Here is a 19,232-nt window from a genome sequence, read left to right on the forward strand (position 1 = left end):
ATGGATTTGACAACGAAAAAAGATTTGCGCGAATATTTGCAAGACCACCTGCTGGTCGGCGACGGGGCGATGGCGACACAGTTGTACCGCTCGGGGGTTCCGGTGGGCGTCAGTTTCGAGGAACTGTGCCTGACCAATCCGCGCCTGGTGCACGACGTTCACAAGGCGTACTACGAGGCGGGGGCGCGCCTGTTGGAAACCAACACGTTCGGCGCCAATCGGGACGCGCTCGCCCGCTACGGACTGGAGCACAAGGTGACGCGCATCAACCGCGTCGCCGTCACGATCGCCCGCGAGGCGGCGCAGGACGACGCCTTTGTCGTCGGCAGCATCGGCTCCATCCTCGCCGGACGGGTGCGGAAAAAGGTGCTGGACGAGTACCGCGACCAGTTTGAAGAACAGGCGATCGCGCTGCTGCACGCCGGAGTGGACGGCTTGATTCTGGAAACGTTTCTCGACCTGGAAGAGCTCCTGCTCGCCATCGACGTGATCCGCCCGCTCACGGGCCTGCCGCTGATTTGCCAGTTGGCGACGCTGGACGTGGGGCGGACCCGTGACGGCTACACGCTGACGGAGGCGTTTTCCCACCTGCAGAAGGCGGGAGCGGACATCATCGGCCTCAACTGTCGGCTGGGGCCGGCAGAGATTCTCCGCTCGTTCGAGAGCGCCCGCGTGCCGGATGGGGCGCTGCTCTCCGCCTTTCCCAACGCGGGACGGCTCGGCTTGAGCGACGGCGAGTACGCCTACAAGTCCTCGCCGGAATACTTCGCCGAGAGCGCGCTGCGCCTCCGGGAACAAGGGGTGCGCCTTTTGGGCGGCTGCTGCGGCACCACGCCGGACCACGTCCGGGCCATGGCGGAAGCGCTGAAGGGGCTTGCTCCGCAGGCGCGCGTCAACCCGCCCGACGAGTTGACGGAGCGGCCGTCCGTTTCCTCGTTCAGCGTCAGGGACCGGCAGAAACCCAGCATCGTGGAGCGGGTCAAGACCGGCACGACGATCATTGTGGAGTTTGACCCGCCGAAGGATCTGGATACGGAAGGGTTCTTGACCGGCTGCTGCGAGCTGCACAAGGCGGGGGCGGACGCCATCACCCTGGCGGACAACTCACTGGCCAACGTGCGGATGAGCAACATGGCGCTGGGCGCGATCATGAAAAGCCAGTACGGCATAGACCCGCTCGTCCACATCGCCTGCCGGGACCGCAATCTGATCGGGCAGCAGTCCCACTTGATGGGCCTGCACGCGCTCGGCATCGACCAGGTGCTGGTGGTGACCGGCGACCCCTCCCGCTTCGGCGATTTGCCGGGAGCCAGCTCGGTGTTTGACGTCACCTCGTTTGACTTGATCCGCATGGTCAAACAGCTCAACGAAGGCATCTCGTTCTCCGGCCGTCCGCTGAAACAAAAGGCGCAGTTCATCGTGGGGGCGGCCTTCAACCCCAACGTGCGCCACATCGAAGCCGCGATCAAACGGCTGGAGAAAAAGGTGGAAGCTGGGGCTGACTTCATCATGACGCAGCCCGTCTACGACGCGGAGTCGATCCGGCTCGTCCACGAGGCGACGAAACACATCGGCATCCCGGTGTTTATCGGGATCATGCCGCTGACCAGCTCGCGCAACGCGGAGTTCCTGCACAACGAAGTGCCGGGCATCAAGCTCTCCGACGAAGCGCGGGAGCGGATGAGGCGCGTTCAGGGAGAAGCGGCCAGACAGGAAGGCCTCAAGATGGCCAAGGAGCTGCTGGATGTGGCCATCACCTATTTCAACGGCATCTATCTGATCACGCCCTTCAACTACTACGCGATGAGCGTGGAGCTGATCCAGTACGTGCGGCAGCAGAGCCATCTGCTGAAAGCGGCCGCGAAGGCCTGACACCTGCAACCATCCATGCCAAAAAGGCTCGGGCGGCGGTATCGCGATCGGAACCGTCATGCCGGAGCCTTTTCATTTGTTTTGGGCATGCAGGCCGTCTGCCGTTCCTTGCGGTGCAGATGTGACACTCACTCGCGTTTCGGATCGAGCGGATGCCATCCCTTCTCGCGCAGGAACCGGCTCAGTTCGCCGAACATCGCCAGCCGTTCTTCGCGCGTGTAGGAGGCGTTGGCGCCGCTGGTGGAGGGGATGACGAACAGATGGCTGCCGGCCCAATCGCCGGTTCCGAAGGCGAGCTGCGGCTGCAGGCCGAGCGAGACCGGTTCCTTTTTGCGGCCGGTGGCGTGGCGGAACGCGGTGATGCCGTTGAAGCAGATGACCCGTGGACGATACGTCTGGACCATCTGCCGGAACTGTTCCGCTCCGGTCGAGAAATCCGCTTCCCGCAAATCGCCGGAGGAGCGGGTGGGGCGGGATACCAGATCGGTGATGCCGTAGCCGTACTCGAGCAGGCGGGCCGTCTCTTCCGGCTTTAGCTGCCGGGGCGTGAGGCCGCCTTCGTACAGCCCGCGCCAGAACAGATTGGCCGGATTGGCGTAGTGAAAGCCGGCTGTCGCCGACACGCGGCCCGGATTGATACCGCAAAACAGCACTGTCAGATCGCGGCGGATGTAGGTGGGCAGCCATTTTTCCGTAAAGTGAACCAACCGTTGTCCCTCCTTTCGCCCCATTGTACCACAGCGAAAGCGGATTTCCCTTCCGGCCCAAAAAATGCCGCGATCGGCGGCGGGCAAAGAAAAGAGCGCCTCGACGAAACGCGAGGCGCCCGGTGTTCCTACAGCTTGTAGATGTCCGTGTACTTGGTTTCCAGATAGTCCATCAGGTACGATGCGTTGATCCCCTCGCCGGTGATCTCCTTCACCAGCTCGTTCGGGCTCTTCATCTTGCCGTACTGGTGAATGTGCTCCTTCAGCCACTGACGGATCGGCCCGAACTCTCCCTTGGCCACCAGGTCGTCGTAGCCGCTGATCTCCCGGCGCATCACATGGGTGAACTGGGCGGCGTAGACGTTGCCCAACGAGTAGGTGGGGAAGTAGCCGAAGCTGCCGCCCGCCCAATGCACGTCCTGCAGCACTCCTTCCTTGTCGTTGGCCGGGACGATGCCGAGGTACTCCTTCATTTTCTCGTTCCAGATGGCAGGCAGGTCGGCCACGTCGATCGTCCGGTTGATCAGCCCTTTTTCAATCTCGTAGCGGATCATGACGTGCAGGTTGTACGTCAATTCGTCCGCTTCCGTGCGGATAAACGACGGGGTGACCTCGTTGATCGCACGGTAGAACTGCTCGACGTCGACGCCTGCAAACTGGGCCGGGAAGGCCTTCAAGAGATCGCCGTAGAAATGTTTCCAGAACGGCAGGCTGCGGCCCACCATGTTTTCCCAGAAGCGGGACTGGGATTCGTGGATGCCCATCGAAGTGCCGTCGCACAGCGGTGTGCCCAGCAGCTCCGGATTGATGTTTTGCTCGTACATGGCGTGTCCGGCTTCGTGGATGCAGCTAAACAGCGCCGAGTTGAAGTCGTTCGGGTGGAAACGGGTCGTGATCCGGACGTCGCCCGGGTTGAACGACGTGCAGAACGGATGCACGCTGCGATCCATGCGGCCCGCCTGAAAGTCGTACCCGATCCGCTCCAGCACAAAGCGGCTGAACGCTTCCTGCTCGCTCTCCGGGAAGTGCTTCTTCAGGAAGGACGTGTCCGGTTTGTTCGGCGACTCGGCGATGGCTGCCACCAGCTTGACGGTTTTCTCGCGCAGGGTGGCAAACATCGGGTCCAACTGGTCCACGGTCATGCCCGGCTCGTACAGATCAAGCAGGGTGTTGTACTTGTTCCTGCCGTCGTAGCCCCAGTAGTCGATAAACTCAAGCTGGAAGTTGACGATCTTTTCCAGATAGGGGCGGAACATGGCGAAGTCGCTGTTGGCCCGCGCTTCCTCCCAGATGGTCTCGGCCTGCGAGGTCAGCACCACAAATTCCCGGTACCGGTCTGCCGGGATTTTCTTGTTGCGGTCAAACTCTTTCTTGCACTCCAGCACTGTCGCCCGGGTGATGGCGTCGAGCGATTCCAGCGCGGCCGGTTCGCTCAGCGCCTCCAGGTGTTCCTCCATCTCCTTGGAGGTGGCCAGTTTGAACTGCTCGCTGGACAGCACGCCGATCACCTCGGAGCGGGCTTCCATCCCTTTGCGCGGCGCCTGCGTGCGCATGTCCCAATGCAGGACGGCGAGCGCCTGGCTGTAGCTGGTCATTTTTTTCACGTAGTCGCGAAAGGCGGCTGCGCGTTTTTCCACAGAGGTTGTCATAGGGTTCCTCCCTTGTTATGTAGAATTCACATACAGTCAAAAAATTTTTACTACTTCCATCCCTCTATTATACCCGATCTGATGGAAAAGGAAAGATACGAGCTAGCTCACACGCATGTTTGTCGTTATAATCGTTATGGAATACGCTATGGCAGAGAACAACGACAGGAGAATGAAGATGAGTCAGAAAAACCCCCAATGGGAACAAGAAATTGCGAAACGGCGCACCTTTGCGATTATCTCCCACCCGGACGCGGGCAAGACGACCATGACGGAAAAGCTGCTGTACTACGGCGGAGCGATCCGTGAAGCCGGGATGGTCAAAGGGCGGAAGAACTCCAAGCACGCCACCTCCGACTGGATGGAAATCGAAAAGAAGCGGGGCATCTCCGTCACCTCCAGCGCGATGGATTTCGAATACAAGGGGCACCGCATCAACATTTTGGATACGCCGGGCCACCAGGACTTCAGCGAGGACACGTACCGGACGTTGACGGCGGCCGACGCCGCGGTGATGATCATCGACGTGGCCAAAGGGGTGGAGGCGCAGACGATCAAGCTGTTCAAGGTTTGCCGGATGCGCGGCATCCCGATTTTTACCTTTATCAACAAGCTGGACCGGCACGGCAAGGACCCGTTCGAGCTCCTGGAAGAAATCGAACGGGTGCTGGGCATCCGCTCCTATCCGATGAACTGGCCGATCGGCATGGGCAGCCACTTCAGCGGCGTGTACGACCGGATGAAATCGCGCGTGGAGCTGTATCAGGACGGCTCGCAGCATGAGGACATCCGCTTCTTCGAGGTAAGCGGCCCGGACGATCCGCTGATCGGCGAACGCGTCGGCCAGGACCTGTGGCAGCAGCTTCAGGAGGAAATCGCCCTGCTGGACGTGGCGGGCGACGCCTTCGACATGGAGCTGATCGGCAAAGGGGAGCTGACCCCCGTCTTTTTCGGCAGTGCGATCAACAATTTCGGGGTGCAGACGTTCCTCGACAACTTTTTGCAAATGGCTCCGCCGCCGTCGCCCAAGAAGAGCAGCGTCGGCCTGATTGATCCGTACAGCCATCCGTTTTCCGGCTTCATTTTCAAAATCCAGGCCAACATGAATCCGGCGCACCGCGACCGCGTGGCATTTCTGCGGATTTGTTCGGGCCGCTTCGAACGCGGCATGACCGTCAAGCACGTGCGCCTGGGCAAGGAGATCAAGCTGGCCCAGCCGGTGCAGTTCATGGCCCAGGACCGGGAGATCGTGGAGGAGTCGTACGCCGGTGACGTCATCGGCCTGTTCGACCCGGGCATCTTCCAGATCGGCGACACGCTCTGCGTCGGCCAGCCTTTCGAGTACGAAGAGATGCCGCACTTCTCGCCGGAGTTCTTCTCCCGGGTGATGGTGAAGGACGCGATGAAGCACAAGCAGTTCCAAAAAGGGATCATGCAGTTGACGGAGGAAGGAACGGTGCAGTTGTTCCGCACCTACCCGATGGAGGAGCTGATCCTTGGCGTGGTCGGGGTGCTTCAGTTTGAAGTGCTGGAGTACCGGCTGAAAGCGGAGTACGGGGTGGAGATCACGCTGACCCGCCTGCCGTACCAGATCGCCCGCTGGCTGGAAGGAGAAAAAGCGGCGCTGGACGCGCTGAAGAACAAAACCGTGACGGACCGCTACGGCCGGCCGGTGATGCTGTTTGAGAGCGAGTACCAACTGCGGATGGCGATGGAGAAGTATCCGAACATCAAGTTCCACGAAAGCTCGTTGGGCTTGAAATCGGTGCATGCGTAGACGCCGGCCGTGCACAGAGCGCAGAAAAACAGACGTTTTCGCCCAAGCTGGTGCGAATGACATTCCCGAGACCGAGACTCTCCCTTAGGGAGAGTCTCCCACTTTACGGAAAAATGGCTGCCCACCTACATCCGCCGCGATCTAACGGTACTGTTTTGCGGCATCAATCCGGGCCGCGTGTCGGCGACAGCCGGCTTTCACTACGCCAATCCGGCCAATCTGTTTTGGCGCGGACTGTACGAAGGCGGCCTCACGCCCCGGCAGCTAAAGCCGGAAGAGACGGCCCGCCTGCTCGATTACGGCTACGGCATCACTGATCTGGTCTCCCGCCTCACCCGCTCCTCCGGCGATTTTGTCTAGCGCCTGATAATCCCTTCAAACGCGCCTTCCAATACCTTCTTTCCCGCCTGGTTAAAGCACTCCACAGCGGCAGCGATTTCCACTTTGATTTCCTGCCGTTCATAACGGGTGACGGTAACTTCACAGCGGATCGTGTCTCCCGTAAACACCGGCCTGAGAAAGGTAAACTCCATTTTTCTGGCAAGAACATGCAAGTCCCCACCGATTTTTGTCGGCAAGGTTGCGGTGAGCAAACCATGTACCATGAAACGCCCATGTTCATCAGGCGTAATATGGTGCGCGCCGTTGTCGCCGGAAATTCTGCAAAACTCTTGCACATCCTGCTCGGTAAATGTTCTCTCCCACGTTAGGACATCGCCTGCCTGCATAAGCTTCCCCCTTTCTTCATCATGAATGATAACCTTCCGTTGTCCAAACGCGAGGCTTGCTACTCCGCTCCATCCATTCCCTGGTTGGCGGCTGATAGGGTGTAGTGGCAATCAGATCATCACCACGCCAGCTTGCGGCTTTGGAGCGCAGCATTTCATCAAGCAGGATGGGGACAAATTCGTCCGGTTGCAGTTGGAACGAGTAGCGGGCAAAATCCCGGAACCATCCACACGATGGGAGGTAGGTATCGATTTCATCTTTTGACAGTCCGTCGTACATCATCAGGGTATAGGCAAAAATTCTCTTGCAAGCGTGCCATGCCATCTTTTCCGGCGCATGGAGCCACTTTTCCAGCCGATTTCTCGCATGATCAATCGCAACCAGAGGATTATCCAACGCAGGACCATGGCCGGAGTAGGCGTGTCGAATCGGAAGACTGGCCAGCCGCTCCAGGTTTTCGATTGATTGCTGAACGGCAGCGACTCCTTCACGAAAGATATTGATCCAGCCGATGTCATTCTTATGGAAAAGATCGCCACAAATCAATACCTTCTCCTCAGGTTCGTACAAAGAGATATGCCCCAATGTATGACCAGGCGTGTGAACAACCTGCAGGATTCGGCGTCCTGTATGAATTTCATCGCCGTCAGATAGTCTTCTGTCGATCCGGTACTGCTCTACAGGCTGGTCCAACCACTCGGCACAGCATGCCTCCGGGTGGCAGGCGTTTATCAAATCAGCCTCCCATTTATGTGCGGCGATCTTTGTACCGTATTTTTTTGCAGTTGATGATTGCCTCCCACGTGATCACTGTGATAATGGGTGTTCACGATAAGCTGCAGCGTTTCGGGTGAAATCCCCGCTTCTCTGATTAACCTTTCCGTTTCTGCCCAGTCACTTCCAAATCCGGTATCGACGAGTACAGGGAACTCGTCTTTGATCAGAGCCATGTTTGCACTGGGAAACATACGTTCAAAAAAGAGAACCACGTGACAGTTTCCGCCTCCCAACACATTTTGATTGAGCGATCGTTCATTTTTGGCATTATACAAAATATTCCGTCAAAATGTCAACGTAGAAAACGCGAATACCACCCCGAGGAAATCAACATTACCCGTAAACCAAGCGTCCCGTCCCACTAAGACAGTGAGACGGGATGTTTCTTGGCTGCTTTTTGGGATTCAATCATTCGGAGTGCCTCTTTTGAGACAGCCCCTTTTCTATGGGGACGACCTGCTTCATATAGATAGGAGATAGAGAGGGGAGTGGAAGGGAATGCGGATTCTCCTGTTTGTCGTCTTGTTTCTCGTGTCGTTTGACATGCATGCGCAGACGCCGCTGCTCGCGCCGTACATGCTCGTGCTGGGGGCGTCGGGGGCAATGATCGGCGTGGTCCTGGGGGCGTACGCGATCAGCAACCTGGGCGGCAACCTGATCGCCGGACCGTTTTTGGATCGCTTTCCGAAAAAGTGGTTTGTCGCCGGGGGACTGCTCCTGGCCGGGCTGATCCTGAGCGGCCAGGGAGTGGTGCAGGCGCCGGAGCATTTCTTCGTGCTGCGCCTGATCCTGGGGTTTTTGATGGCGTTTGTCTCGCCGGCCTGTTTTGCCATGCTGGGGGAAACCGGACGGACGAGGGCGGAGCAGGGCGAACTGATGGCGAAAAACGGGATGGTGCTGACGACGGCGGCGATTGTCTCGCCAGCGGTGGGCAGCTTCTTCGCGGTACAGTTTGGCTACGGGCAGTCGTTTGTCATCCTGGGCGGCATCATGGCGGCTGCCGGGGTGTTTGCCCTGCTGGTCCTGCCCGGCAGTCGAGCGGACGGCGGGAGCGTTTCCGACAGCGCTGCCAGCACCGCCAACAGCGCTGCCGTCGCTGCCCGCCTGCCGCAACAATCCTCTTTGATGGCCGTGGTGGCAAATCCGTACCTCTATCCCGCCTTTCTCGGCGGGTTTGCCGTCGTCTACGCGCAGGGGACGCTGATTTACGAGGTCCCGCTGCTGATCCAACGGCACGATCTTTCGCCTTCGGTGACGGGCATTTTGTTCAGTCTCAAGGGATTGGGGGCGCTGGCGACGCTCAGCCAGTTCTGGCTGGCCCGCACGTCCCCGGAGCAGCGCACGCTGGTTGGCCTCTGCCTGATGAGCCTGCTGACGTATGGGCTGGCGATCGGCCTGGATGTGTCGCTGTATCTGATGATGTTTCTGTTCGGCATCTGCTCCGGCCTCCTGTTCCCGGCTTTGTCCACCATCCTGATGCTTCACGTGCCGCGCGACCTGTACGGGAGCGCGTTCAGCCTGTTTTCCGCTGTCACCTCCGCCGGTGCCATTCTCAGCCCCATCGTGGCGGGCATCATCGACAACTGGAACCACTCGTTTTTTATCGTCTTCTTCGTCACCGGCGGCGCGTTTTTGCTCGGCGGTCTGCACCGGCTGATCCAGCAGGGAGCGGCATCGCCGATCGATCGCTAAACGGGCGGGAGGCGGCCCTCCCTCACTTTTCAACGTCGTCGGCCGGAGTAGGTCCTTTCGCCACCGGCAGGTCGTAGGAGCACCAGTCGCTCCAACTGCCGGGGTACAGTTTGGCGTCGGTCCGGCCGGCGGCGTGCAGGGCCAGGAGGTTGGTGCAGGCCGTCACGCCGGAGCCGCAGTAGACGATGATCTCCTGTCCGTCCAAGGGGGCAAACCGCTCCCGCAGCCGTTCAGGCGGCAGCATCGTGCCGTCCGCGGAGAGATTGTCCTTGTAAAAGAAGTGCAGGGCGCCGGGGATGTGTCCCGCTTTCGGATCGAGCGTTTCCTGTTCGCCGCGGTAGCGTTCGCCGGCGCGGGAGTCGAGCAGCGCCGTCCGTTCGCCGCGTTCCTGCACGCCGCGGATGTCCACCAGCATGTCCGGCTGCAGACGGGGGACAAAGGTGCGCGGGGCGGGAGTGGGCACGTCGGCCGTCACCGGGTAGCCGGCCCGCTTCCAGGCGGCAAATCCGCCGTCCAGCACGGCTGCCTTCTCGTGCCCCAGGTAGCGGAGCAGCCACCAGAGCCGGCCGGCCATGGACATCTCCTGGTCGTCGTATGCGATCACGGTGACGCTCTCGTCAATACCCGCGCGGGACAGCCGGGCGGCGAGCGCTTCCGGATCGGGCAGCGGATGGCGTCCGCCATGCGTCTGTTTGGGGCCGGACAGGTCCCGCTCCAGATGGAAATAGAGGGCGCCGGGGATGTGCTCCTGGCGGTACTGTTCCTCGCCCAGGGCAGGGTTGTTCAGGGCAAAGCGGCAGTCGATGACGATCAGCCGGTCGTCCTGCAGGTGTTCGTACAGCCAACGGGGGGTAACGAGCGGTTGCATGATTCACCCTTCTTTCTTTTTTCTTCCATGATAGCAGATGGGTTGTCCCCGCAGCTATAACCGCGATCGCGTTTCCGAAAATCAGCGGGATGCGGGGGATTTCACGCAAAACGCTCGCAGCGGACCATTGTCTCGATGTAAGAACAGGAGGGTTCCCGCTAGAACGGGACCAAAGTCACATGAAAAATCTGCCAAAATCATGTTGACAATGATTATCACTATCAAATATAATTTCATCGTAACAATAATTGAAAATGATTTTCATTATTAACAAAATGCCTTTTGGGAGAGAAGGTGCCGATGATGAATCGTTCAGGAATCGAATGCAACCGTACCAGCCCCCCTGTTTCTGATTCCATTGCGGCTTGCGTGGGAAACACTCCGCTGGTTCACCTGAAGCGGCTGTTTTCGGGCAGCCAGGTGGACGTTTTCGCCAAGCTGGAGCTGATGAATCCCGGCGGCAGCATGAAGGACCGCCCGGCTCGCTATATCATCGAGCAGGGACTGAAGGACGGTACCATCCATGAGAACACGCACCTGATTGAAAGCACCTCCGGCAATCTGGGCATCGCCATCTCCATGATGGCACGCGTGCATGGATTGACTTTCACCTGCGTGGTCGATCCCAAGATTACCAAGACAAACCTGGCCATTCTCAAGCAAATGGGAGCCCGTATTGACATGGTTCAGGAACCGGATGACCAGGGAGGGTATTTAAAGACGCGGATCAGGCGTGTACAGGAACTGCTGCAAACGACTCCAAACGCCTATTGGATCAATCAGTATGCCAACGAGAACAACTGGAAGGCGTACTACTACGGCACAGCCAGCGAAATTTTGGAACAAGTCAGCGGCTCGATTGATTACCTCGTCATGGCCGTCAGCACAACCGGAAGTATTCTGGGAACGGCGAGACGGATTCGGGAAGCGTATCCACACGTCAAAGTGATCGCCGTCGACGCGGTCGGTTCCGTCATCTTCGGAGCGCCTCCCGCCCCGCGCGAACTTCCCGGCATCGGTTCCAGCCGCGTTCCGGAGCTCCTCAGGAGGGAGGAAATCGACGAGGTTGTCTATGTGAACGACGCCGAATCGGTATCGGGCTGCCGCGACCTGTTGGCTGCCGAAGGGATTTTTGCCGGCGGCTCGTCGGGCTCGGTCATCGCGGCCATCCGGAAGATCATCGCGTCGGTACCGGCCGCATCCCGCGTGGTTACGATTCTCCCTGACAGGGGAGAACGTTATTTGGACAGTGTGTACGATGACGCCTGGGTGCAAAAGCTCAGCCGCCCAACCGTATCGGTATGACAGCAAAAGGAGAGGAAATCGACATGTCTCGCCATCATTCCATCTTGTATTTGAGCAAGGAAGACATCATCGCGCTGGGAGGAAACGCTTCCGATCTGTACGTCACGGCTGTAAGCAGGGCGCTGGAGCTGCATGCCAAACGCGATTTCGTGCAGCCGCTGAAACCGTACCTGCGCGTCAACGAAAACGACGGGCATATCGCCGATCGCATCATCGCGATGCCGGCCTACATTGGCGGAGAAGCGCCGGTGTCGGGGCTGAAGTGGATCGGAAGCAAGCACGACAACCCCAGCAGGCGGGGAATGGAACGCGCCAGCGGCCTCATCATCCTGAACGATCCCGAGAGCAACTATCCGATCGCCGTGATGGAAGCCAGCCTGATCAGCGGCATGCGCACCGCAGCTGTGACCGTCATTGGAGCGCGTTACCTGGCGAAAAAAGGATTTGAACGTGTCGCGTGCATGGGATGCGGCGTGATCGCCCGCATGCAGCTTCGGTCCATGCTGGAACAGTTTCCGCAGATTACCGCCATCCATCTCTTTGATCTGAACCCGGAAGCCGCTCGCGCATTGGCCGATCACTTGCGGGAAACGTATCCGCATGTAACGTTCGTGATCGCTCCGGATGCAGAAAGCGCAGTCCGCGCAGGGGAAGTGGTCATCACGTGCACAGTGGTGGACCAGCCGTACATTCCGTATGAATGGCTGCAAAAAGGGGCGTTTGTCAGCAACATTTCCATCATGGACGTACATAAAGAAGTATTTATCAAGGCGGATAAAGTGGTCGTGGACGATTGGGATCAGGCAAACCGCGAGAAAAAAGTCATCAACCAGCTCGTCCTGGAAGGAAGGTTCTCGCGGGAGCAGCTTCATGCCGAGCTGGGGGAAATTCTGATCGGAGCGAAGGCCGGCAGGGAATCGGATGAGGAAGTGATCATCCTGAATCCGATGGGGATGGCGGTAGAAGACATTGCCAGCGCACAGGAAATTTACCGGAAGGCCGTCGCGGAAAACAAAGGCACCCGGTTACCTCTGTAATCCCGCCTGAAAGGAGGTACACCACGAATGGCTACCACGCAAGCGGAAAACATGGTGTTTTGCGATCTGATCAACGCGATGCTGCACGAGAATCTGCTGGGATTTCGGGAAAAGGGGATCGTGTCGTCCGCATGGATGAACGCATCGGGCAGCGGGCCGTACCCGCTGGACGAAGGGGAACGCTACTTTTATGTCCCGCTGGATGGGCAGCGAACGGTGATGTTTCGCGTATTCCCGCGGCGTTTTCTTCAAGCGTACAAGATCAGCCGATTGCCCGTCGTGCTGCTGACGGAGCGGGAAGGCAGCCTGACTGCGCAAGAGCTGCATCCGGCAGAATTCATGCGCGTCGTTGCCGATTCCGTATCCGAAGCGGAGCGTGCCGCCGCTTTGCCGAACGTGCACGATTTTCTCGACGAATTGAGCGATGCCGTCCGGCATACGGAGCTGTCGCTAGCGGCCATGAGAGAGCATGCTATAAAACGGAATGAGTACGATTCTCTCCTGCTGCAGATGGAGCGGTTTTCCGCCCTTCGGGATCGGCCCTTTCATCCGACTTCGCGGGCGAAACGCGGGTGGAACGACGACGACTATCAGCGGTACAGCCCGGAGTTTGGCCAATCATTCGGACTGGATTGGATTGCGGTACGGCGCGATCATATCCAGGCAAGCACAGGTCAAGAGGCGGCCGCCTTCATCCTGAATGAATCGGAACGCGAGACGCTGCGCCTGGCAGCCGTACGTGCCGGCATCGACGACGAGAATTACCTTCTGCTCCCCGTTCACCCCTGGCAGATGGAGCATGTGCTGCCGTCGCTTTACCAGACCGAGATGGCCCGAAAGATTTGCGTACCGGTCATTCGAGGGTTGGGCGCGTTTCGGGCGACGTCGTCCGTTCGCGCGCTGGCTGCCCCGGGTAATGAACATTACCATGTCAAGGTGCCGATTGGCATCTATTCCCTTGGAGCACTGCGTGTGCTTCCGCCGCGTTACCTTCACAACGGACAAAAGGGGCAGGCCTTGCTCAGGCAGCTCATCGAAAAAGACGCCCTGCTGCACAACCGGCTGCGTGTGTGCGACGAGTCCAACTGGTGGGGATATTCCGAACCGGACGGCGATCCGTTTGCTGACAAGCCGGGGCATCTCGCCTGCCTCATCCGGGAGTATCCGCGCGATCTGCTCGAGGATGAACACGTTCACCTGATCCCCATGTCTGCCCTGGCGGTGCTGGATCGCAGCGGGGAAAATCCGGTATTCGCCCAATGGGCGGCGAAGCGGTTTGGTGTGCAGACGGGCAAAACCGAGGTGCTGGCGCTGTTTCGCGAGATTGCCCAGGTCTTTGTCGAGACGACGCTCACGTGCTTCCGGTATGGAATCATGCCGGAAGTTCACGGCCAGAACGTCCTGGTGATCATTCGGAATGAACGGGCCTGCGGCTTGCTGCTGCGCGACCATGACACGATTCGCGTGCATCTCCCGTGGCTGGAGCGGGAGGGCCTGGCTGATCCCGCGTACGTGGTCAAGCCGGGTACCCCCAACAGCCTGATCAACGAAACACCCGCCCACCTGCTCTCGTATTTTCAAACACTCGGGGTGCAGGTAAATCTTTACGCCATCGCGGATGCGCTGTCCGCCTCGTACGCCATCGAGGAAGCCCTGTTCTGGCAGGAGATCAAAAGCGTGATCGGGTCCCATATCGATGTTCCGTCTGCGGTGCGGGACGTACTGCAGCAGCAGTTGATGGAGAGCGAGACATGGCCTACCCGCCTGCTGCTGACCCCGCTCTTGAAGCGAACGGGAACAGGTGGAGGCAGCATGCCCGCCGGTGTCGGGACAACGATAAATCCGCTGAAATGTGTAGGGGCCGAAGATGAATCCATCCAGCTTCGCTGATCGAAACTTTCGCATGCTGTGGACGGGTCAGTTTTTCTCCATCTGCAGCTTGACCGTCATGGTTCCCCTCCTGCCCTTTTATCTCGCGGAGCTGGGAGCGGTGACCCCCGAAGCAAACGGGTTATGGACGGGGCTGTCCCTGGCAGCTCCCGCCGTGACGCTGTCGCTGTCTTCCCCGATCTGGGGAAAGTACGGGGATCGCTTCGGAAGGAAGTGGATGGTCGTCCGGGCGCTGATCGGGATTGCGGCCAGTCTGGGATTGATGGGTCTGGCCCAAACCCCCATGCAGTTTTTCCTGGCGAGACTGCTCCAGGGCGCGTGCGGAGGGGTGGTGGATGCCGCCGCTGCCTTTACCGGATCGCAGGCGAGAGAGGGAACGGAAGGCCGCGTGATGGGAAGCCTGCAGAGCGCTACCGCGGCCGGTTCCCTCTTGGGGCCGCTTGTTGGCGGAACGTTGACGGATGTGTTCGGCTTTCGGCCGATTTTGTGGGCGACAGCACTGCTGCTTGGTTTTTGCGGATTGGGTGCGGCGATGGTGCTGAAGGAACCACCTCGGGAGACACACGTCCCTCATCGGGAGAACGTGTCGCTTCCGCACGCGTGGGGAGACGTGCTGCGGCACCGCCGAATGCGAAATGTCCTGGTGGCGGGGATGCTGGCCCAATTCGGAGCGTTTGGATTGGTGACGGTGTTTGCCCCCCGTGTGCAGGAAATGGTCGGATCCGCGTACGCCGCCAGTTGGGTGGGCGTGCTGCAGGCCGTGACCTGGGGCGCAACATTGTTCGGCTCCCTGTGGTGGGGGCGTTGCAACGACCGGATCCAGGTGGAAAAAAACGTGTGCGCCGCCTTGGCGGGATGCGGCGTAAGCGTGATGCTGCAAGCCATCCCGGCGAGCGTGGGCTGGTTGATTCCGCTGCGCGTCCTGCAGGGATTTTGCTTTGCCGCCCTGGTTCCGTCGATTTTCCTGGTGGTTGCAAAAGCGTCCCATGAAAAACAGAGGGGGGTTAACATAGGGATCTCCAATTCCGTTCTCGTCATGGGGCAAATTGCCGGCTCGTTATGGGGGGCCGCATTTGCCGCCTATCTTCCCATGGAATGGACATTTGCGATCATGGGGTTCTCGTTTATGGCAGGGGCTGTTTGGCTCGTCGCAAGCACCCGGCATGCCGTGTCCACTCCGTCCTTTACAACCATCATGATGAGGTGGAGAACGAACGATGACAAACAAATCGATCTCTGACACCGTTCACGCGTCGATCGATATCGGGCGCGTACGGGCTGAAACAGCAGCGGCGGAGAGACTGCTCAATGCGTATCTGCGTGAAACGGGCGCAGCGGATCCCAGACTGTCCCCGGATGATCCCCGGCTGGGAGACCTTCCTGCCGAGATTCTGGAGGAGATCGCCGGACAGGGTGCGCCGATGCAAGTCGTGCTGGAGGCGACAGGAGTTGTCCTTCTGGGTTCGGTTTCCTATTACTCGCCGTTTGGCCATCATCGCTACGGCCGTTCGTTTTGGATCGCCCGGAACGACACCGCCGATGTCACGCGGATCGGCCACTGCCGTGAATTGGCCAAGGCGCTGCTGAATGAACTCGCGGCGTCCGCGACCCTTCCGCTCTCGCGAACCGATCTGGTCGACACGCTCTTGTCCCACCTGGAGAACTCGCTGGAGAAGACGCGCACATACGTCGAACGCAGTCTTCGGGAAGGCCGCTCCTTCTCGCAGTTGTCGGGGGTGGAACGCTTTTCTGCGGCAGAGCAGTCGCTCGTGTACGGGCATCCGTTTCATCCTGCTCCCAAGAGTTCGCAAGGCTTTTCGGCAGAAGATCTGCGCAGGTACGCGCCGGAGATGGGAGCGTCGTTTGTCCTGCACTACTTCGCCTGCGCGCCTGAAATCGTGCGGGAAGCGTCTGTCGGTCCCGACGCGGCGGACGAATCATGGATTCCTGCGGGGGTGCGGGAAGCGGCTGCACAGCAGTTGGGGCCTTCCCGGCAGCATTACCGGCTGATCCCCTGCCATCCCTGGCAGGCGAACCACCTGAAACAATGGGGGGACGTGCAGGACCTGCTGGACAGCGGACTGCTGGTTGACCTGGGAGCACTCGGGGGGAACGTTTACCCCACATCGTCTGTCCGGACGGTGTGGGACCCGCGGCACCCCTATTTTTTCAAGCTGCCGCTGAATGTGCGCATCACCCATTTCATCCGCGTCAATCCGCTTGATCAATTGGAGAGAACGATGGATGCCAGCCGCGTGCTGGCGTTTCTGGCCAACCACATGCCGTTTTCCGCGTTTACGATTTTGCTGGAAGCGGGGTATCGCACGATTGCACCCGCCCATGTGACTGCCGAACAGCGGGAGAGACTGACGGAGAGTTTCGGGGTGATTTTCCGGGAGAATCCGATCACCGCACCTCAAGACGACGAGGTGCCCAACGTGGTCGCTGCCGCGCTGGAACAGCCGCCTTACGCGGAAGTGCCGCCGATCATCGAAGCGGTGCGAATGGCCGCCCGTCAATGCCCGCATCTCTCCTGGAGCGAGCTGTTGGAAAAATGGCTGAGACAGTATCTGGAGATGTCCCTTGTGCCGCTGTTATGGCTGTTTGTGGAACATGGCGTCAGCATGGAAGCGCACGTCCAGAATTCGATGGTCACGCTTCGCGACGGATGGCCGGTTCATTTCTATGTCCGCGATCTGGAAGGGGTCAGCATCGGGCGTACGCGCGCTCGCCAGCAGGCGATGTTCCAAAACCGGCTGGCGGAAGACAGTCCCGTTCTCTACACGGAGGAAGAAGCGTGGAATCGTTTCAAGTATTACGTCGTGGTCAATCATTTGGGCCATCTGATTCACACGCTGGCCTGCTGCGGGTCGACGGAGGAAACCGCCCTGTGGAAGATCGTGGCCGAGGTTGTCCATACATCGCCTGCCTTGCAAAACGGCAAAGACATCCTGCTCGATCTGATGCGGAATGAAGGACTGCCTGCCAAAGCCAACCTGATCAGCAGCTTTCATCAGCGCGGCGAACGGCCGTTGTATGTGACCATACCAAATCCGCTTGCACATGTTGGGGGGAACGTATGAATAACACACGCGTAGAGTTGGGGCATGATTTCGCCGACCGGGCATCCATCGTGGAAGCGGCGATTCAGTCAGACCAGTTTGTGGCGGTGCGGCGGCGAATTTTCCGCCAACTGCTTGAGGCACTGCTGTTCGAAGGCGTGATTGCCGCCGAGACGGAGGAAGCGGACAGCGAAGTGGTTTTCCGCATCCCGGCCCAATCTGAAACAGGCGAACCGGTTGTCTACCTGTGCCGGGGACAGCGGCGATTTACGTTCGGACGAATCCGTCTGTCCGACACGCCGATCATCCGCATGGCTGGTGACGACTGCCGGGAAGCGGAATCACTCGCTCAATTCCTCCTGGAGATTCGCCGGTCGGTGGGAGCTGACGAAGGCCGACTGACGGCGTTCATCAACGAGCTGGAACATACGCTTCTCAACGACACGCTGGCGCAGCACCAGCGCCATCTGGAGGGAAGAGCGCTGCAGGCAGGCGGTTACGACGAGCTGGAAGGCGACATCATGGACGGTCATCCGTACCATCCCAGCTACAAATCGAGAATCGGGTTCGATTACGAGGATCACTACGAGTATGGTCCCGAGTTCAAACGAGAGCTGCGTCCGCTCTGGGTGGCGGTGGCGAAAACGCATGCCCGTCTTGCGATCGCACGGGACCTGGAGTATCAGCGCTTTCTGCGCGAGGAGCTGGGAGAACGGCTGTTTGCCCGGTTTGCCCAGAAGCTCAGGAGCCGCTCTCTTGATCCGGACGACTATTGGTTTGTGCCCGTCCATCCCTGGCAGTGGAAAACCATCATCACGGCGCTGCTGGAGGATGTGCGGGAGAATCGTCTGGTGCTTTTGGGCGCATCCGAGGACGCTTATCGGCCGCAGCAGTCCATCCGAACGCTGGCCAACCATACGTCACCGGAAAAATCGTATGTCAAGCTGTCGATGAGTCTCATCAATACGTCGACCGGCCGCATCCTTGCGCCCCATACGGTATCCAATGCGCCCGCCATTTCCGACTGGCTGCGGGAGCTCGTCATGGCAGACCCGTTCCTGCTCGATGAGGCACGAGTGGTGCTGCTGCGCGAAATCATGGGGATTTCCTACGATCGTCCCGCCCTGTCCGATGTGGTGCAGTCCAAAACCTACGGCGTTCTGAGCTGCATCTGGCGGGAGAGTTTGCACCGCTTCCTGGAGGAGGGGGAAGAGGCCCTGCCATTCAACGGTCTGTGCTCGGTCGATCACAGCGGTCGGCCGTTGATCGAGCCGTGGATTCGCCGATACGGAGCGGAGGCGTGGTTGACCAGGCTGTTTGAATCGAGCGTCCTGCCGATTGTCCATATGCTGTACGCCCATGGAATCGCTCTGGAGTCGCACGCGCAGAACATGGTGCTCATCCATCGGGAGGGAATGCCGGAGCGAATCGCACTGAAAGACTTTCACGACGGCATCCGTTTTTCCAAAAAACTTCTGGCCCAGCCGGACAAATGCCCGGCGCTGCTCGGTACACCGGAATACCATGCGCGGGTCAACCGCAATTCCTTCATCGAAACGGACAACCTGGCAGCGGTTCGCGACTTCATGCTTGACGCCTTTTTCTTCATTAATATGGGGGAGCTGGCCTTATTCATGGCGGACGCATTCGGCTACCCGGAGCAAACGTTCTGGGGCTTGGTGCGCCAGGTGATCGAAGCGTATCACAAGCGCTTTCCCCATCTGGCGGAACGCTATGCCGCATTCGATCTGTTTGTGCCCGTGATCGAGGTGGAGCAGTTGGCAAAGCGCCGCTTGTTCCCGGACACGGAGCTGCGGGTTCACAACGTGTCCAATCCCTTGGCGTGGTTGGCGTAACCACGCGGCGA

16 protein-coding genes are annotated in these 19,232 nt (G+C 59.3%); 10 read left to right on the forward strand and 6 right to left on the reverse strand.

From position 1 onward, the window contains the following. Positions 1–1,872: a bifunctional homocysteine S-methyltransferase/methylenetetrahydrofolate reductase gene (locus FOI68_RS00410; protein ID WP_044900167.1), complete on the forward strand. Its 1,872-nt coding sequence runs from the start codon at positions 1–3 to the stop codon at positions 1,870–1,872. 128 nt (positions 1,873–2,000) lie between these two features. On the opposite strand, the gene FOI68_RS00415 is transcribed toward FOI68_RS00410, so the two are convergent. Both FOI68_RS00415 and FOI68_RS00420 read right to left on the reverse strand, forming a co-directional pair. After that, a complete protein-coding gene (locus FOI68_RS00415) occupies positions 2,001–2,579 on the reverse strand; it encodes a mismatch-specific DNA-glycosylase (RefSeq protein ID WP_044900168.1) in 579 nt (192 codons plus the stop codon). Between the two features lie 128 nt (positions 2,580–2,707). Beyond that, on the reverse strand, positions 2,708–4,228 hold the full coding sequence (locus FOI68_RS00420) for a carboxypeptidase M32 (RefSeq protein WP_143862037.1): 1,521 nt from the start codon (positions 4,226–4,228) through the stop codon (positions 2,708–2,710). A gap of 178 nt (positions 4,229–4,406) precedes the next feature. Between FOI68_RS00420 and FOI68_RS00425 the strand changes: the two genes are divergently transcribed. Continuing rightward, the gene (locus FOI68_RS00425) at positions 4,407–6,005 is read left to right on the forward strand and encodes a peptide chain release factor 3 (protein ID WP_029099324.1); all 1,599 of its coding nucleotides are present in this window, start codon (positions 4,407–4,409) and stop codon (positions 6,003–6,005) included. Positions 6,006–6,134: 129 nt separating this feature from the next. Next, positions 6,135–6,365 (forward strand): mismatch-specific DNA-glycosylase, encoded by a 231-nt coding sequence (locus tag FOI68_RS00430; RefSeq protein WP_255433324.1) that lies wholly within the window; start codon positions 6,135–6,137, stop codon positions 6,363–6,365. Here FOI68_RS00430 and FOI68_RS00435 read toward each other — a convergent pair. The 3 genes from FOI68_RS00435 to FOI68_RS23850 are packed head-to-tail and all read right to left on the reverse strand — an operon-like array spanning position 6,362 to position 7,702. Further along, positions 6,362–6,733: a hotdog domain-containing protein gene (locus tag FOI68_RS00435; protein ID WP_029099326.1), complete on the reverse strand. Its 372-nt coding sequence runs from the start codon at positions 6,731–6,733 to the stop codon at positions 6,362–6,364. The two genes, FOI68_RS00430 and FOI68_RS00435, sit on opposite strands and share 4 nt — an antisense overlap. 19 nt (positions 6,734–6,752) lie before the next feature. Further along, positions 6,753–7,469, reverse strand: a complete 717-nt coding sequence (locus FOI68_RS00440) for an MBL fold metallo-hydrolase (RefSeq protein WP_255433283.1) — start codon at positions 7,467–7,469, stop codon at positions 6,753–6,755. Beyond that, complete coding sequence (locus FOI68_RS23850) at positions 7,466–7,702, reverse strand: MBL fold metallo-hydrolase (protein ID WP_370512098.1); 237 nt, start codon at positions 7,700–7,702, stop codon at positions 7,466–7,468. Before FOI68_RS23850 ends, FOI68_RS00440 begins: the two co-directional genes overlap by 4 nt. 307 nt (positions 7,703–8,009) lie before the next feature. On the opposite strand from FOI68_RS23850, the gene FOI68_RS00445 reads away from it, so the two are divergent. Then, entirely contained in the window at positions 8,010–9,203 is a 1,194-nt protein-coding gene (locus FOI68_RS00445) for an MFS transporter (RefSeq protein WP_143862038.1), read from the forward strand. 22 nt (positions 9,204–9,225) lie between these two features. Here the strand turns inward: FOI68_RS00445 and FOI68_RS00450 are convergent, their stop codons facing one another. Next, complete coding sequence (locus FOI68_RS00450) at positions 9,226–10,071, reverse strand: sulfurtransferase (RefSeq protein ID WP_143862039.1); 846 nt, start codon at positions 10,069–10,071, stop codon at positions 9,226–9,228. Positions 10,072–10,371: 300 nt separating this feature from the next. Between FOI68_RS00450 and sbnA the strand changes: the two genes are divergently transcribed. From sbnA to FOI68_RS00480, 6 genes are read left to right on the forward strand one after another with little or no spacing between them, the layout of a single operon-like run. After that, entirely contained in the window at positions 10,372–11,376 is a 1,005-nt protein-coding gene (sbnA, locus tag FOI68_RS00455) for a 2,3-diaminopropionate biosynthesis protein SbnA (protein ID WP_304488785.1), read from the forward strand. A gap of 23 nt (positions 11,377–11,399) precedes the next feature. Next, positions 11,400–12,413: a 2,3-diaminopropionate biosynthesis protein SbnB gene (gene sbnB, locus FOI68_RS00460; protein WP_143862040.1), complete on the forward strand. Its 1,014-nt coding sequence runs from the start codon at positions 11,400–11,402 to the stop codon at positions 12,411–12,413. A 27-nt stretch (positions 12,414–12,440) separates the two neighbouring features. After that, entirely contained in the window at positions 12,441–14,303 is a 1,863-nt protein-coding gene (locus FOI68_RS00465; protein WP_143862041.1) for an IucA/IucC family protein, read from the forward strand. Further along, the gene (locus tag FOI68_RS00470; protein ID WP_143862042.1) at positions 14,281–15,543 is read left to right on the forward strand and encodes an MFS transporter; all 1,263 of its coding nucleotides are present in this window, start codon (positions 14,281–14,283) and stop codon (positions 15,541–15,543) included. The genes FOI68_RS00465 and FOI68_RS00470 overlap by 23 nt, the downstream gene beginning before the upstream one ends. Next, positions 15,521–17,386, forward strand: a complete 1,866-nt coding sequence (locus FOI68_RS00475; protein ID WP_143862043.1) for an IucA/IucC family protein — start codon at positions 15,521–15,523, stop codon at positions 17,384–17,386. The genes FOI68_RS00470 and FOI68_RS00475 overlap by 23 nt, the downstream gene beginning before the upstream one ends. Then, positions 17,383–19,221 carry an IucA/IucC family protein gene (locus tag FOI68_RS00480; protein WP_143862044.1) on the forward strand — a complete coding sequence of 613 codons (1,839 nt, stop codon included), beginning with the start codon at positions 17,383–17,385 and terminating at the stop codon, positions 19,219–19,221. The genes FOI68_RS00475 and FOI68_RS00480 overlap by 4 nt, the downstream gene beginning before the upstream one ends. Positions 19,222–19,232 lie beyond the last annotated feature (11 nt).

Source organism: Brevibacillus sp. LEMMJ03 (genome assembly GCF_007197875.1).
Classification (GTDB): Bacteria; Bacillota; Bacilli; order Brevibacillales; family Brevibacillaceae; genus Brevibacillus; species Brevibacillus thermoruber.

Coding starts and splice junctions, on each gene's coding strand:
- FOI68_RS00480 (WP_143862044.1), top strand. CDS start 17,383: ATGAATAACACACGCGTAGAGTTGGGGCATGATTTCGCCGACCGGGCA.
- FOI68_RS00425 (WP_029099324.1), top strand. CDS start 4,407: ATGAGTCAGAAAAACCCCCAATGGGAACAAGAAATTGCGAAACGGCGC.
- FOI68_RS23850 (WP_370512098.1), bottom strand. CDS start 7,702: ATGTTTCCCAGTGCAAACATGGCTCTGATCAAAGACGAGTTCCCTGTA.
- FOI68_RS00450 (WP_143862039.1), bottom strand. CDS start 10,071: ATGCAACCGCTCGTTACCCCCCGTTGGCTGTACGAACACCTGCAGGAC.
- FOI68_RS00475 (WP_143862043.1), top strand. CDS start 15,521: ATGACAAACAAATCGATCTCTGACACCGTTCACGCGTCGATCGATATC.
- FOI68_RS00465 (WP_143862041.1), top strand. CDS start 12,441: ATGGCTACCACGCAAGCGGAAAACATGGTGTTTTGCGATCTGATCAAC.
- FOI68_RS00470 (WP_143862042.1), top strand. CDS start 14,281: ATGAATCCATCCAGCTTCGCTGATCGAAACTTTCGCATGCTGTGGACG.
- FOI68_RS00410 (WP_044900167.1), top strand. CDS start 1: ATGGATTTGACAACGAAAAAAGATTTGCGCGAATATTTGCAAGACCAC.
- sbnA (WP_304488785.1), top strand. CDS start 10,372: ATGATGAATCGTTCAGGAATCGAATGCAACCGTACCAGCCCCCCTGTT.
- FOI68_RS00445 (WP_143862038.1), top strand. CDS start 8,010: ATGCGGATTCTCCTGTTTGTCGTCTTGTTTCTCGTGTCGTTTGACATG.
- FOI68_RS00420 (WP_143862037.1), bottom strand. CDS start 4,228: ATGACAACCTCTGTGGAAAAACGCGCAGCCGCCTTTCGCGACTACGTG.
- FOI68_RS00435 (WP_029099326.1), bottom strand. CDS start 6,733: ATGCAGGCAGGCGATGTCCTAACGTGGGAGAGAACATTTACCGAGCAG.
- sbnB (WP_143862040.1), top strand. CDS start 11,400: ATGTCTCGCCATCATTCCATCTTGTATTTGAGCAAGGAAGACATCATC.